The sequence below is a fragment of the Janthinobacterium longum genome, from assembly GCF_051380735.1.
GTDB lineage: Bacteria > Pseudomonadota > Gammaproteobacteria > Burkholderiales > Burkholderiaceae_D > Janthinobacterium.
The window spans coordinates 303,589-317,537 of record NZ_JBNYXQ010000001.1; the positions used below are offsets into that span (position 1 = coordinate 303,589).

A 13,949-nucleotide genomic window follows, 5' to 3' on the forward strand; every position below is an offset into this window, starting at 1 on the left:
ACTTTACAGGCTGCAAGGCAAGCGCGAAATCATACAAGGGTATAGGGGGAGATTACTTGCGGCGCGCCGTATCGATGCCCAGCGCCTCGGCCATCCGCACCAGGTCGGCAAAGGTGCGCGCCTGCATCTTGCGCATGGCATTGCCGCGGTGGATCTTGACGGTGATTTCGCTGGTACCGAGTTCGCCGGCGATCTGCTTGTTCATCAGGCCGCTGGCGGCCAGTGCCATGATTTCGCGCTCGCGCGGGGTCAGGCTGGCATAGCAGTCCTGCAAGCCTTGCGCAGCCTGTTCGCGCGCGCGCCGTTCACGGTCGGCGCCCAAGGCCAGGTTGACGGCGTCGAGCAGGTCCTGGTCGCGGAAGGGCTTGGCCAGGAAATCGAGGGCGCCCGCCTTCATCGCGCGCACCGACATGGGAATGTCGCCGTGACCGGTCATGAAGATGATCGGCAGGTGTGCGCCGTCGCGATTGAGGTCGGCCTGGAAGTCGAGGCCCGACACCCCTTGCAGGCGCACGTCGAGCAACAGGCAGCTGACCACTTCCGCGCGCGGCTGGGCCAGGAACTGCGCCACCGAGGCGTAGTCGGCCACCGCCAGGCCGCTCGAGCGCAGCAGGCTGGAAATGGCGGCGCGCAGCGGCCCGTCGTCGTCGACGATATGCACCAGGCCCGGCGATGCGTCCACCGAGCTCAAGCTGTTCATGCGGCCTCCGTGACAAAGCTGGCGGCCGATGGCAGCGACAGCGACAGGGTCGCGCCCTGCCCGGGCGTGCTGCGGGCCCAGATGCGCCCACCGTGGGTTTCGACGATCGAGCGGCAGATCGGCAAGCCCATGCCCATGCCGTCGGCCTTGGTGCTGAAAAATGCCTCGAACAGGTGCGGCAGGTGTTCGCTGGCGATGCCGGGACCGCTGTCGATGATATGACACTGCACCGCACCATCCGCGTTTTCATCCAGGGCGGTGCGCAGCAGCAGCGAGGCCTTGCCCGGCGCGCAGTCCTGCATCGCCTGCATGGCGTTCATCATCAGGTTGATCAGCACTTGCAGCAATTGGACCTTGTCGCCGCGCACTGGCGGCAAGCCAGGCGCCAGTTCCAGGCGCAGGCTGACGGCATGGCTGCCCAGTTCGCGCTGCACCAGCGCGGCAGCCTCCTCGGCCACCGTGTTGAAGTCGAGCGGCAGATGATACGGCTCGCTGCGCCGCGCCAGCGCGCGGATGCGCTGTATCACCTCGGTGGCGCGCCGGCTCGCTTCGAGCAGGCTGGCGATCGCCGCGCAGGCTTCGTTCAGGTTGGGCTGCGGCCGGTTCAGCCAGCGCAGGCTCGCTTCGCCGTTGGTGGCGATCGCCGCCAGCGGCTGGTTCACCTCATGCGCGATCGAGGCGGCCAGTTCGCCCAGCATGGTCACCCGCGTCACGTGCGCCAGCTGCACCTGCGATTCGTGCAGCGCCTGTTCGGCCAGCACCGAGGCCGTCACGTCCATCAGCGCGCCCAGGTATTCGCAGCGGCCGGCCTGGTCATAGGTCGGGTGCGCCAGCACATGCACGTATTTGATGCTCCCGTCGGGCAGTTGCAGGCGGTGGCGCACATCGAGTTCGCCCTCGCAGCGCATCACCTGGGCGATGGCCGCGCGCACCAGCGGGCGGTCGTCAGGCATGGTGCGCTCAAGCAGCATCTCGACGGTGGGCGCGCCTATGGCGGGATAGCCGTAGATGCGCGCCGCCTCGTCCGACCAGTACAGGCGGGCCTCGGGCGCCGTGAAGCTGAAACTGCCGGTCTTGCTGATGCGCTGGGTGCCGGCCAGGAAGGCTTCGCTGCGGCGCAGCGCTTCTTCGCGCGCCAGCAGCCGTTCGGTGGCGGCCTGGCCCGTCAGCGCCAGAAAGGCGGTGATGCCGATCGCCGCCAGGCTGACCATCAGCCGGCCCGAGGCGGGCCCGGAAAAGATCGACACATGGATCATGCCGTAGGCCAGCAGGGTTAGCGCCATGCACAGCACGGTCGTCAGGATCACGCCGCGGCGCGCCCAGACGCTGGCCGACAGCAGCACCACCACCACGTACATGACGGCGATGGCGACGTCAAGATCGGTAAATGCATCGACCGCAAAAATCAGCAGGGTGACGCCGACCAACAGGACGGAGAGTAAGGGACTGCCGGGAACACGTGCCATGCCTGACCTTTCGTATCTTCTTCACCAGCATTGTAATATGGCAAGAAAGATAAGTGGGCTATACAAAAGTATAGTTTTACACGGCCGGCATGCAATAAAAACGGCTCTGTCACCGAAAGCGGTGGGAACGCTCTGCCGTTGCTGCGGTCTGACTGATCAAGTATTTCCTTCCAGAAGCCGATCATGGACACAGCCCAGTGGCAGGCATTCCCCAGGCAAATCCCGCAACTGTCGCATCGCCAGCGTATTACCAGCAGCAACTTGTTGCGCAGCAGCGCACCGCAGGATGCCGCCGTTGCCCTGATTGAGCAGACAGTGCAAGCGCAGCTGCATTGCCCGGCCTGCCAGTCGACACACTCCGCCGGCACGGCCAGGCCCATGGCCTGCAACGCTATCGCTGCGTACCCTGTCGTAAAACTTTCAATGCCTTGACCAGTACACCGCTGGCGCATCTGCACCACAAGCAGCGATGGCTGGCTGCGCGCCTTTCCCGGCGTGGCGGCCCGCTACCTGCCCAACTACCTCGGTTGGCGCTGCATACTTGACGCCCGCAGAATATTGTCCCCCGAAAGCTTGCTCAGGGCCACCTTGGGTACGTTCCCACATTTGACGGTGACATAGCCAATAACCCCCCCTCAGCGCCCTCCCCCTTCCGGCATGCGGCCAGCAAGCAACAGCACCGGGATCGATTTCGAGGTGGGCGTGCCGGCGCCGTCGGCCACGCTGGCCAAAGGCACCAGCGCATTCGTCTCGGGATAATACGCCGCCACGCAGCCGCGCGGAATGTCGTAGGCCACCAGCATGAAGCCGTCGGCGCGGCGCTCCACGCCATCGTCCCAGACGCTTTTCACGTCGACCCAGTCGCCCGCCCGCATGCCCAGCATGGCGATATCTTTGGGGTGGATGAAAATCACGCGGCGCATGCCGAACACGCCCCGGTAACGGTCGTCGAGCGCATAGACGGTGGTGTTGTACTGGTCGTGCGAGCGGGTGGTCATCATCACCAGCAGGCGTTCGCCGTGCTGCTGACGCGCGCGCGAAATCGGCGTATCGCGCGGCACCGCGTGCACGGCGAATTGCGCCTTGCCGCTGGCCGTATGCCAGGTGCGGTGGCGCGGCGCCACCGTCAGGTGAAAGCCGCCCGGCACGGCGATGCGCTGGTTGTAGTCATGGAAGTCGTCGAACACTTTTTCGATCTCGTCGCGGATCAAGGCGTAATCGTCGCGCCAGGCCGGCCAGCGCAAGCCATCGCGGCCCTGCCCTTCGCCGCTACCCAAGGTCGCCTCGGCCATGCGCGAGACGATCGCCACTTCCGACAGCAGCTCTGGCGAAGCCGGCGCATTGCGCCCGTACGACACATGCACCATGCTCATGGAGTCTTCTACGGTCACACCCTGCGCCACGCCCCGCCGCAGGTCGATCTCGGTGCGGCCCAGGGTCGGCAGGATCAGCGCGGCACGGCCGTGCACCAGCGCGCTGCGATTGAGCTTGGTGATGATCTGCACCGTCAAGGCGCACGAACGCAGGGCGGCGAAGGTGCGCGGCGTGTCGGGCGTGGCGACGGCAAAATTGCCGCCCAGGCCGATAAACACTTTTACTTTGCCCTGCTCCATGGCGGCGATCGTCGCCACCACGTCGTGGCCGTGGTGGCGCGGCGGCTCGAAGCCATATACCTGGCGCAGCCGGTCCAGGAAAGCGGCGCTGGGCTGCTCCTCGATGCCGACGGTACGGTCGCCCTGCACGTTCGAGTGGCCGCGCACGGGGCACAGGCCGGCGCCGGGCCGGCCAATATTGCCGCGCATCAGCATCAGATTGCTCAGCATCTGGATGGTGGCCACCGCGTGCTTGTGCTGGGTGATGCCCATGCCCCAGGTGGCGATCACCCGTTCGCTGCGCGCGTAGATGTCGGCCAGCTGCGCGATCTGCGCCTGCGGCACGCCCGATTCCGCGACCAGCAGTTCCCACGCTTCGCCGCGCAGGTCGGCGGCAAAGGCTTCGAAAAACGCCGTGTGGGACGCGATAAAATCCAGGTCCAGCAGGCGGTGCGTGCCCTTCAATGCCGCCGCATCGTCCATTTCCAGCAGCCGCTTGGCCACGCCCTTGAGCAGCGCCAGGTCGCCACCCAGGCGCGGCTGGATGAACAGCGAGGCGATATTGGTGCTGCCGCCGGTCAGCATTTCACCGATCGCCTGTGGATCCGTAAATCGCTCCAGGCCGCGCTCGCGCAGCGGATTGATCGACACGATGGTGGCGCCGCGTTTGGCGCAGGCGCGCAGTTCGCCCAGCATGCGCGGGTGGTTGGTGGCAGGATTCTGGCCGAAGATCAAGATCGCATCGGCGTGCTCGAAATCGTCCAGGGTGACCGTGCCCTTGCCGGCGCCGACCACCGGCGGCAGGCCGCGGCTGGTCGCCTCATGGCACATGTTCGAGCAATCCGGAAAGTTATTCGTGCCGTAGGCGCGCGCAAACAGCTGGTACAAAAAGGCCGCCTCGTTGCTGGCGCGCCCCGAGGTATAGAACGCCGCCTGGTCGGGATCGTCGAGCGAGTTCAGCTCGCAGGCGACCAGATCGAAAGCGTCATCCCAGGATACCGGCACATAGCGGTCGCTGGCGGAATCATAGACCATCGGCTGCGTCAAACGGCCATGGTGTTCCAGTTCATGGTCGGACTGGCGCAGCAGCTCGGTGACAGTTTGGCCGGCAAAGAAATCGGCGCTCACGCGCCGCGAAGTCGCTTCGGCCGCCACCGCCTTGGCGCCGTTTTCGCAAAATTCAAAGGTCGACGAGTGCGCGCGGTCGGGCCAGGCGCAGCCGGGGCAGTCAAAGCCGTCGGGCTGGTTTTGCGCCAGCAAGGCGCCGATACCGGCCGGCGGCACGCGCTCGCGCAGCATGCCCTGAGCCACATGGCGCAGCGCGTCCCAGCCGGCGGCGGCATGGGTGTAAGGGGCGATCTTTCCGACCGGTTTGTTGCTCATGGCAGTACCTCTTCGGGTGGGCTGATGAATGGTAACGCAATTGGCGCTGCCGGGTGGTTGAACAGCTCTTGCACGGGCACGGCGCGGCCGAACAGATAACCTTGCAGGCCGGCGCAGCCGATCTGGCGCAGGCTGTCCCACTGCTCGGTGTTTTCCACGCCTTCGGCCACCACCTGCAGGCCCATGCTGTGGGCCAGGGTGACGATGCTGCGCACGATGGTCGACGCATGCGGCGTGTGCAGCATGTCGTGCACGAAAGAGCGGTCGATCTTCAGCTGGTCGATCGGCAGGCGTTTCAGGTAGCTGAGCGAAGAATAGCCGGTGCCGAAGTCGTCCAGCGAAAAGCCGACACCGCGCGACTTCAATAACGTCATCTTGGCGATCACGTCCTCGACGTCGGTCAGCAGCATGCTTTCGGTCAGTTCCAGCTTGAGCAGATGCGGATCGGCGCCGCTGCGCGCGATAATCTGCAGCACCCGTTCGGCAAACGCGCCCTGGCGGAACTGGCGTGCGCTGACGTTGACGGCGATCGTCAGTTCGCGCGTTTCGGGCGCGCCGGCCCAGCTGACCAGCTGCTGGCATGCCGTGTCCAGCACCCAGTCGCCGATCTCGCCGATCAGGCCGGCTTTTTCCGCCTGTGCGATAAAGTCGCCCGGCGCCACCATGCCGCGCCGCGGATGGCGCCAGCGCAGCAGCGCCTCGGCGCCGGTCATGCGGCCGTCGGCGTCGACCACCGGCTGGTAGTACAGCAGCAGTTCGCGCCGCGCCAGCGCCGAGCGCAAGTCCGCCTCCAGCGAGGCCGAGGCGTCGAGCGCCGCCTGCATGCGCGGGTCGAAAAAACGGTAGGTATTGCGCCCGGCCGCCTTGGCTTCGTACATGGCCATGTCGGCCTGGCGCAGCAGGTCGTTGATGGTGTGATGGCCTTCGCCGAACAGCACGATGCCGATGCTCGGCGTGCTGAGCAGGTCGTTGCCGTCGAGCGGATACGGCAGGCCCAGCGCCTGCAGGATTTTATTGGCGACGATATCGGCATGCGCCGCCGCCTGCGCCGCGCTGCCGCCCAGGTCGTCGAGCAGGATCACGAATTCATCGCCGCCGAGGCGCGCCACCGTGTCGCTGTCGCGCATCACCTGCTGCAGGCGGAACGCGACCATTTCCAGCAGCCGGTCGCCCTTGTCGTGGCCCATGGTGTCGTTGAGCTGCTTGAAGTTGTCTAGGTCGACGAACAGCACCGCGCCGTGACAGCCGCCGCGCTCGCAGCGGACAATCGCGTGACCGAGGCGGTCGAGCAGCAAGCGCCGGTTCGGCAGCCCTGTCAGCCCGTCATAAAACGCCAGGTGGGCGATTTCCGCCTCGGCCAGTTTGCGCGCGCTGATATCCATGCGCGTGCCGACCATGCGCAGCGCCGTACCGTCCCGGGCGCGCTCGACCACCTTGCCACGGCTTTGCAACCAGACCCAGTGGCCGTTGCGGTGGCGCATGCGGTACTCGGCCTCGTAGGGCCGGCTGCGCTCAAGCAGGTGCTGCGCCAGTGCCTGGTCCAGCACGGCCAGGTCGTCGGGATGCATCAGCGCCTGCCACTCGGCGCGGTCGAGCACCAGCCCGTCGGGCGCATGGCCGAGCATGGCGGCGGCGCGCGCGTCAAAGGTGCGCAGGTCGCTTGGCATGTCCCACTCCCACAGTCCCAGGTTGGCGCCATTGAGCGCCAGCTCGACCCGCTCGGCGCCCGCCGCCCTCTCCTCGCTGCGGGCCTGCTCCAGCTGTTCGAGCGCAAGCCGGCGGCGCTGGGCCAGCAACAGCCCCACCGCGCCGATCACGCCGGTCAGCAGCCAGGCCAGCGCGCTGGTCCAGGCCAGGCTGTGCCAGCCCGCTTCGATGCGGGCCGTCGAGCGCGACAGGCTGATCACCAGGGTCTTGTCCAGGCCCAGGCTGTGCAGGCGCATGGTGCGCTGGACCACCAGCCGCCGCTCGCCGCCGTTCGCATCGCCCTCCAGCACGGTCAGCATGCGGCCGCTTTGCTGGTGGCGCAGGAACAACGGATCGGGTGCGCCGCCTGCCCGCATGGCGGCAGGGTCGGCCGGCACATACAGGATGCGCCGGCCGGCGTCTTCGGTGATCGCGCTGTTCATGTCCGGCGCATACAGGGCCGAACGCATCACGGCGTCGAAATACTCGGGATTGAGGATGGCGCTGGCGGCGCCATCGGCCTTGCCGTCGTCGTCCATCCTCGCCAGCGACAGCTTGAGATTGAACACGCCCGGCGTGTTCTCGTACGGCTGCGACAAATATAAAGTGTCGGGCGAGCGCATGCTGGCCACCTGGCGCGTGTACTGGCGGTCGTCGAGGCGCGCATCGCGCAAGTCATCGTCGGACAATACGATATGGCCGCGCCGGTCGACCACCACCAGCGCCCGCACGCCGGGCATGGCGCGCTTGAGTGACTGCAGCAGCACCTGCCGGCATTGCGCCGTGCAGCCGCTGCCTGGATGAAAAGCGCGCCGCGCGCTGTCGAGCGCATTGCGCACGCCTTCGAACTGGTGCTGCAGGTTTTCATCGATGATCAGGGTCTGCATGCGCATACGCTCGATGTCGGAAGCGATCAGCAAGCGCCGCTCGCTCCAGATAAAGTAACCCACCATCAGCGCGCTCATCAGGAGCACCCCGGCCAGCACCAGCCATTCGGCGCCCCGGCGGCGCGGACCCGGCAGGCGCTGCAACAGATCAATCGGCATCATTTCTTCCTCACGGTAGTGGTCGCGGCAAGGAGTTCACCTGCCGATGCCAGCCACTATAGGCAAGTTGCCGATCCAGGAAAATCACACTTAGGTATGTCACCCCATACCAAGGTTTAAGACAAGCTTGGTCCTATACCCACGTATGACTAGGCAAGCGCTCGGCCATTTCGCACAATGGCCATATCGAAAACCCGGGCGGACTCCATCATGCACACCGAACTGACCACCAGCTTGACCACCATCGTGATCGCCGACGACCATCCATTGATACGCGCCGGCATGGCCTCCTTGCTGCAGTCGACAAGCGGCTTCGCCCTGCTGGGGCAGGCCAGCGACGGCGAACAGGCCGTCGACCTGTATCAGCGCCTGCGCCCCGCCGTGCTGCTGATGGACATGAGCATGCCGGGCTGCGACGGCGTCGAGGCGACGCGGCGCATCCGCCAGCAGCATCCGCAAGCGCGCATCATCATCCTCAGCGCCCACCAGGGCGACGAGGTGGTGCACCGCGCCATGCAGGCCGGCGCCAGCGGCTACCTGCTGAAGAACGCGCCGTTCGCCGAGTTGCTCGACTGCATCGCCTGCGTGCTGGCAGGCAGAAAATACCTGGCGCCGGACCTGTCGGCCAAGCTGGCCGGGCGCGTGCACGGCAGCGACCTGTCGACGCGGGAACACGAGATCCTGGCGCACCTGGCGACCGGCATGAGCAACAAGCTGATCGCCAGGGTGGCCGGCATCGGCGTGGGCACAGTGAAATTCCATATCAATAATATCCTCGCCAAGCTGGACGCGGCCAGCCGCACCGAAGCCGTGATGCTGGCCAGCCGGCGCGGCATGCTGCAACTGGCCTGACTGGTCTTCCGATAGTCGTATTCGACCGGACCAACCGCTAGCATGGTTCCCAACTTCGACAGCTTTGAAAGACTCGCATGAAACGCACCCCCTCAATATTACTGGCCAGCGCCCTGCTGCTGCCACTGGCCTTGCCTGCCACCACGGCCTGGGCCGCTGCGCCGCAGCAGCACACACAGGCGCCGGGCTGGTACCGCATGATGCTGGGCGAGTTTGAAATCACGGCCCTGTCCGATGGCACGCACGCGTTCCCGATCGACACGGTGATGCGCGGCATCACGCCAGGCCAGATACAACACGACCTGCTTGACGCCGACCTGTCGGCGCCGGTGCAGGGCTCGATCAACGCCTTTCTGGTCAACACGGGCAAGAAGCTGGTGCTGATCGACGCCGGCGCCGGCGTGCTGTACGGGAACTGCTGCGGCCGCTTGCTGGACAATCTGCGCGCCGCCGGCTACCAGCCCGAGCAGGTCGACGAAGTGCTGCTGACGCATTTGCACAAGGACCATGCGGGCGGGATTGTTGCCAACGGCAAGATGGCGTTTCCGAACGCCACCGTGCGCCTGTCGCAGCAAGAAGCCGATTACTGGCTGGCCCCGGCCAGCAAGGCCAGTGGGCCGGCATTTCTTTCCACCTTCTATGACGCCGCCGTGGCCAGCACGGCGCCCTATATCAGCGCGAAGCATTTCAGCCCCTACGCCAGCTATGGCGAGGTAACGCCCGGCATCACCGCCATGCCCGCACCCGGCCATACGCCGGGCCACGCCATGTATATGGTGCAAAGCGGCAGGCAGCAGTTGTTGGTCTGGGGCGACATCATCCATATGGCGGCGCTGCAACTGCCGCACCCGGAAGCCACCGTGCAGTACGACAGCGAGCAGGACCACGCCCGCAGCACGCGCGCGGCGCTGTTAAGCAAGCTCGGCAAGGACCACGTGATGGTCGGCGCCGCGCATATCGCCTTTCCCGGCCTTGGTCATCTGCGCAAACAAGGCCGGCAATACGAATGGCTGCCGGTCAACTACGACGGCTTGCCGCCAGCACCCTGATTTTTTTGGCACGGGCCATCGCGGCCCGTATTTTCACTCACTTTGAAAGCACATCATGAGCAACTCTCCTGACATCCTGCAAGACTTCGGTTCCCTGGCCAACGTACGCATCGGCCTGTCGGCCGAAGTGCGCGCGCAAGGCGTGCACGCACTGAACCGCCTGCTGGCCCATACCATGGCCATCCGCGACGCCTACAAGAAAGCCCACTGGCAGACTTCCGGCGCCACCTTCCACCAGCTGCACCTGCTGTTTGACAAGCACTACGGCGAACAAGTGCTGATCATGGACGCCATCGCCGAGCGCGTGCAGACCCTGGGCGGCGTGACGTTCGCGCTGGCGCAGGACGTGGTCGACGAATCGTCGATCGCGCGCGCCCCGCGCGGCCGCGAATCGGCGCTGGCGCAGCTGTCGCGCCTGCTGGACGCACATGAAACGATTTTGCTCGAAGCGCGTCCGCTGGCGCGCGCCGCCGCCGATGCCGGCGACGACGGCAGCAACGACCTGATCGTCAGCCAGGTGGTGCGCAGCAACGAGCTGCAAAGCTGGTTTATCGGCGAACACCTGGCAGCGCAAAGCGGCAAGGCACAGTAAGCGCCAGAGGGCAGATGGCGGTGCAGGCTGCGATCCGCCGCATGATCTTTCCTTGTGTTATCCTTTTTGCACATTAATCAGGAGAACAACATGGTCAGCATCGCGTCGGCGGCAAGCAGCTTGCGTCAGGTGAACGTCAGCAAAGCGGAAACCCCGGACGCCGGGCCACAGAAAACCGTGGCCGGCGCGGCAGTCGGCGCGGTCGCCGAAGGTGTTTCCATCTCGACCCTGGCCGGACGCCTGTCGGCGGCCGCCGAGCATACCAGCGAGCGCCTGAAGGGACTCGGCCACCAGGCGCTGCAGGACCAGCTGATTCTTGACGATAGAAAAGTATTCTACGAGCTCGACGCGGCGCACAAGACCGCGGCCGCGGCACAACTGCCGCAGCCGGACGACAAGGCATCGGCCAAATCGGCCACGGCGGCCAACGAGTTTGTCAACGGCAAAGGCAGCAACCCGTTTGCCGGCCTGTCGCGCGAGCAGCTGTCGACCATTTCGCATGACGAAAGCGGCACCTTTACCCTCAACGAGCGGCGCGCCGCCGCCACCCAGGCGTATCGGGAAGAAGAAGCCTGGCGCCAGCAGGTGGTCAACCAGGCCATGCAGGAATATAACAACACCGGCAAGATGACCAAGTTCTTCGGCTCGGTACTCGACCATTTCAATACCTTGCCACCGCTGGAACAGGCGACCTACCCTGAAAATTACGCCAGCGACCTGCAGGCCAAGATCAAGCTCGACTTCAATTATTTCAACCACTCGGCCGGCGACGCGGGGCCGACGCCAGGTTCGATCGCCGATATCACCAACAATAACAAGTTTCCCGCCAAGTTCGACCTGTTCGACATGCTGGGCGTCAAATTGAAGGACTGGACCAGCCAGGCCAATCAGATCGGATCGTAGAACAATTCGTCGACATAGCACCAGCCCCAGGTTTCGCCCGGCTCCTTCGAGCGGATGATCGGGTGCTTTGTCGCATGAAAATGCCTGGTAGCGTGCTTGTTCTTCGAATCATCGCAGCAGCCGACATGGCCGCACACCATGCACACGCGCAGGTGGACCCACTCGTCCCCCATTTTCAGGCATTCCTCGCAGCCGTCCGAATTGGCGCCGCGCGTATGGATATCGTGCAAATGCTGGCAAGACTGGGTCATGCTGTTCTCCTTGAAAAACTGTTCATTGCGGGGCTTCCTTCCGGCGCTGCGGTATCAGCCACAAAATCGCCACGGCCACGTAGATGACGGCGCCCGCCGGCGCGTACCACAGCGACAAGGCGATCGCCGCCAGGTAAAGCGCGATCGACAATTCCTTCTTGCGGCTATGGCCCAGCGCCTGCGCCAGCGGTGAATCCGGGCCCTCATTGGCCACCAGCGAGCGTACCAGCATGCGAAAAGCAACCGCGCACATCAGCAGCACCATGCCATACAGGGCCATCGGCGCCGGGGTCAACGGATAATTGCCGGCCCAGGCCGTCACCAGCGGCACCAGCGACAGCCAGAACAGCAGGTGCAGATTGGTCCACAGTATGCGCCCGTTGACCTGGCGCGCCAGCTGCAGCACGTGATGGTGGTTGACCCAATAGATACCGACATACACAAAGCTGAGCAGGTAGGCGCACAGCACCGGCGCCATCTCCAGCACCTCGCTCCAGTGCGGCCCGCTGGGCACCTTCAGCGCCAGCACCATGATGGTGATCGCGATGGCGACCACGCCATCGGTAAACGCTTCCAGGCGGCTTTTGTTCATGATGTAGTGAAAAATGAACCATGCTAGCGCACAAATGCGCGCTTGCCGCCTGCCGGAAGACCAGTACCATGATCAGCCTGACCCAAAGACAGGGACAAAAAGCCGCAATTGCCGCTACACTGAGGCATCGCCACCCATGGAGCCACGCATGCCACCTCTCGACAACGACCTGGCCGAACGCGCCCGCCTGATCGCCCTGGCGCGCACCCTGCGCGACCTGCACAAACACCTGATCAACATTGAAACGCAATACTTCGGCGCCGTCGGCAGCCCGCTGGAACTGCTGCAACTGGTCACCAACCATCCGCATTTCGCCTGGCTGCAAAAGCTGTCCGGCCTGATGGCGCAGATGGACGAGCGCCTGGACGAACCGGAACCGGTCACCCCTGCGGTCGCCCTGACCTACCGCCGCGCGCTCGAAGCGCTGATCGGCCCGTCGGAAGACGGCGACAAACAATTTCAGGCCAAATACAACGCGCTGCTGCACGACGCGCCGGAGATCGTCATGGCGCATGGCGCGGTCAGGAAACTGCTGAGTTCGATTTCGGCGACCCCCAAGGCTTGACCAGTCATGGATGCAGCGCCGCGCCCGCGCTCGCACCAGCCTGAGCGGCGGGCACCCTGACGCGCAGCGCGATTAGCAGCGCCGCCAGCAGCATCAAGGCGCCAGCGGCCATGAAGACGCCGGCGATGCCGCTGACGCCGAACATCACGCCGCCAGCGGCCGCGCCTGCCGCAATGGCCGACTGCACCGATGCCACTACCATTCCGCCGGCACTTTCAGCCTGGTCCGGCAGGGCCCGCGCCACCCAGTTCGACCAGGCCACCGGCACGCCGCCAAACGCCAGGCCCCAGATTGCCGTCAGCAAGGCCTGCCCGGCCAGCGAGGCCGGCAACAGCACCAGCGCCAGCGCGGCAATCCCCACCAGCGCCGGCATCAGCACCAGGGTCAGGCGCAGGCTGCGTTGCATCAGTTGCCCGGCCAGCAAGGTTCCAGCAAAATTCGCCAGGCCAAAACCCAGCAGCATCAGCGCCAGCGTGTCCGGTGCGACATGTGCCGTCGTTTCCAGAAACGGCCGGATATACGTAAACAAGGCGAAATGTCCGGTGTGCGCCAGCACGCAGCCCAGCATGCCCACCGCAATCCCGGGACGGCGCAGCAGCGCCATGACCGTGCCAGGCCGGGCCGTGAGGCGAGCCGGCAGTTGCGGCAAGGTCAGCCACTGGACTACCAGCGTGACCACGCCGATCGCGCTGGCGGCAAGGAAAGCGCTGCGCCAGCCGTACAGGCCGCCAAGGTAGCTGCCGAGCGGCACCGCCACCACGGTTCCCACGGCGATGCCGCTGAAAATGATAGCTAGCGCGCGCGGCAGCAGCGCGGCGGGTACCAGCCGCATCGCCACCGCGGCCGCCATGCTCCAGAAACCGCCCAGCGCAACACCGAGCAACATGCGCATCAGCAGCAGCACGCCCAGGCTGGACGACAACGCCACCAGCAGGTTCGACGCGATCATCAGCGTGGAAAAAACCAGCAGCACCAGGCGCCGGTCAAAGCGCCGCGTCAGGCGCGGCACCAGCAAGCCGGCAAACAGCGCCACCACCGCCGTCATCGTCACGGCCTGCCCGGCCATCGCTTCCGACACCCGCATGTCTGCGGCCATCGGCGTGAGCAGGCTGGCCGGCAGGTATTCCGCCGTCAGCAGGCCAAATACGCCCATCGTCAGCGAAAACACCGCCATCCAGGACGGCGCCGCCGGTTCGGTGTCGGCGGCAGCGTTACGGACGCTGGCGCCGGGTGGCTCATCACAAATACAATCGCTCATCGCATGCTTCCTCA

12 protein-coding genes and 1 pseudogene are annotated in these 13,949 nt (G+C 65.3%); 6 read left to right on the plus strand and 7 right to left on the minus strand.

Annotated features, from left to right (window positions below; all coding sequences use genetic code 11):
• Positions 1–52 precede the first annotated feature (52 nt).
• Positions 53–700 carry a response regulator transcription factor gene (locus ACQ4WM_RS01360; protein WP_436544927.1) on the minus strand — a complete coding sequence of 216 codons (648 nt, stop codon included), beginning with the start codon at positions 698–700 and terminating at the stop codon, positions 53–55.
• Positions 697–2,166: a sensor histidine kinase gene (locus tag ACQ4WM_RS01365; protein ID WP_436544928.1), complete on the minus strand. Its 1,470-nt coding sequence runs from the start codon at positions 2,164–2,166 to the stop codon at positions 697–699. Before ACQ4WM_RS01365 ends, ACQ4WM_RS01360 begins: the two co-directional genes overlap by 4 nt.
• Positions 2,167–2,349: 183 nt before the next feature.
• Between ACQ4WM_RS01365 and ACQ4WM_RS01370 the strand changes: the two are divergent.
• A pseudogene (locus ACQ4WM_RS01370) lies at positions 2,350–2,787 on the plus strand (transposase).
• Positions 2,788–2,801: 14 nt separating this feature from the next.
• On the opposite strand, the gene ACQ4WM_RS01375 reads toward ACQ4WM_RS01370, so the two are convergent.
• A complete protein-coding gene (locus ACQ4WM_RS01375) occupies positions 2,802–5,141 on the minus strand; it encodes an FdhF/YdeP family oxidoreductase (RefSeq protein WP_436544929.1) in 2,340 nt (779 codons plus the stop codon).
• Positions 5,138–7,876, minus strand: coding sequence for a bifunctional diguanylate cyclase/phosphodiesterase (locus tag ACQ4WM_RS01380; RefSeq protein WP_436544930.1), 2,739 nt, complete (start codon positions 7,874–7,876; stop codon positions 5,138–5,140). Before ACQ4WM_RS01380 ends, ACQ4WM_RS01375 begins: the two co-directional genes overlap by 4 nt.
• Before the next feature lie 207 nt (positions 7,877–8,083).
• Here ACQ4WM_RS01380 and ACQ4WM_RS01385 point away from each other — a divergent pair, with 207 nt between their 5' ends.
• From ACQ4WM_RS01385 to ACQ4WM_RS01400, 4 genes are all read left to right on the plus strand, one after another.
• Positions 8,084–8,725 carry a response regulator gene (locus tag ACQ4WM_RS01385; protein WP_436544931.1) on the plus strand — a complete coding sequence of 214 codons (642 nt, stop codon included), beginning with the start codon at positions 8,084–8,086 and terminating at the stop codon, positions 8,723–8,725.
• 77 nt (positions 8,726–8,802) lie between these two features.
• Positions 8,803–9,774, plus strand: a complete 972-nt coding sequence (locus ACQ4WM_RS01390) for an MBL fold metallo-hydrolase (RefSeq protein WP_436544932.1) — start codon at positions 8,803–8,805, stop codon at positions 9,772–9,774.
• 55 nt (positions 9,775–9,829) lie between these two features.
• Entirely contained in the window at positions 9,830–10,366 is a 537-nt protein-coding gene (locus ACQ4WM_RS01395) for a Dps family protein (RefSeq protein ID WP_436544933.1), read from the plus strand.
• A 90-nt stretch (positions 10,367–10,456) separates the two neighbouring features.
• Entirely contained in the window at positions 10,457–11,269 is an 813-nt protein-coding gene (locus ACQ4WM_RS01400) for a hypothetical protein (protein WP_436544934.1), read from the plus strand.
• On the opposite strand, the gene ACQ4WM_RS01405 is transcribed toward ACQ4WM_RS01400, so the two are convergent.
• Complete coding sequence (locus ACQ4WM_RS01405) at positions 11,254–11,520, minus strand: UBP-type zinc finger domain-containing protein (protein ID WP_436544935.1); 267 nt, start codon at positions 11,518–11,520, stop codon at positions 11,254–11,256. The two genes, ACQ4WM_RS01400 and ACQ4WM_RS01405, sit on opposite strands and share 16 nt — an antisense overlap.
• Positions 11,521–11,542: 22 nt before the next feature.
• Positions 11,543–12,112 carry a TMEM175 family protein gene (locus ACQ4WM_RS01410; protein WP_436544936.1) on the minus strand — a complete coding sequence of 190 codons (570 nt, stop codon included), beginning with the start codon at positions 12,110–12,112 and terminating at the stop codon, positions 11,543–11,545.
• A gap of 148 nt (positions 12,113–12,260) precedes the next feature.
• Between ACQ4WM_RS01410 and ACQ4WM_RS01415 the strand changes: the two genes are divergently transcribed.
• Positions 12,261–12,677, plus strand: a complete 417-nt coding sequence (locus ACQ4WM_RS01415; protein WP_436544937.1) for a hypothetical protein — start codon at positions 12,261–12,263, stop codon at positions 12,675–12,677.
• A 4-nt stretch (positions 12,678–12,681) separates the two neighbouring features.
• On the opposite strand, the gene ACQ4WM_RS01420 is transcribed toward ACQ4WM_RS01415, so the two are convergent.
• Complete coding sequence (locus tag ACQ4WM_RS01420) at positions 12,682–13,935, minus strand: MFS transporter (protein ID WP_436544938.1); 1,254 nt, start codon at positions 13,933–13,935, stop codon at positions 12,682–12,684.
• Positions 13,936–13,949: the final 14 nt, after the last annotated feature.

Bases quoted from the DNA above. Each gene is read 5' to 3' on its own strand.
- ACQ4WM_RS01360 (WP_436544927.1), bottom strand. From the start codon at position 700: ATGAACAGCTTGAGCTCGGTGGACGCATCGCCGGGCCTGGTGCATATC.
- ACQ4WM_RS01365 (WP_436544928.1), bottom strand. From the start codon at position 2,166: ATGGCACGTGTTCCCGGCAGTCCCTTACTCTCCGTCCTGTTGGTCGGC.
- ACQ4WM_RS01375 (WP_436544929.1), bottom strand. From the start codon at position 5,141: ATGAGCAACAAACCGGTCGGAAAGATCGCCCCTTACACCCATGCCGCC.
- ACQ4WM_RS01380 (WP_436544930.1), bottom strand. From the start codon at position 7,876: ATGATGCCGATTGATCTGTTGCAGCGCCTGCCGGGTCCGCGCCGCCGG.
- ACQ4WM_RS01385 (WP_436544931.1), top strand. From the start codon at position 8,084: ATGCACACCGAACTGACCACCAGCTTGACCACCATCGTGATCGCCGAC.
- ACQ4WM_RS01390 (WP_436544932.1), top strand. From the start codon at position 8,803: ATGAAACGCACCCCCTCAATATTACTGGCCAGCGCCCTGCTGCTGCCA.
- ACQ4WM_RS01395 (WP_436544933.1), top strand. From the start codon at position 9,830: ATGAGCAACTCTCCTGACATCCTGCAAGACTTCGGTTCCCTGGCCAAC.
- ACQ4WM_RS01400 (WP_436544934.1), top strand. From the start codon at position 10,457: ATGGTCAGCATCGCGTCGGCGGCAAGCAGCTTGCGTCAGGTGAACGTC.
- ACQ4WM_RS01405 (WP_436544935.1), bottom strand. From the start codon at position 11,520: ATGACCCAGTCTTGCCAGCATTTGCACGATATCCATACGCGCGGCGCC.
- ACQ4WM_RS01410 (WP_436544936.1), bottom strand. From the start codon at position 12,112: ATGAACAAAAGCCGCCTGGAAGCGTTTACCGATGGCGTGGTCGCCATC.
- ACQ4WM_RS01415 (WP_436544937.1), top strand. From the start codon at position 12,261: ATGCCACCTCTCGACAACGACCTGGCCGAACGCGCCCGCCTGATCGCC.
- ACQ4WM_RS01420 (WP_436544938.1), bottom strand. From the start codon at position 13,935: ATGAGCGATTGTATTTGTGATGAGCCACCCGGCGCCAGCGTCCGTAAC.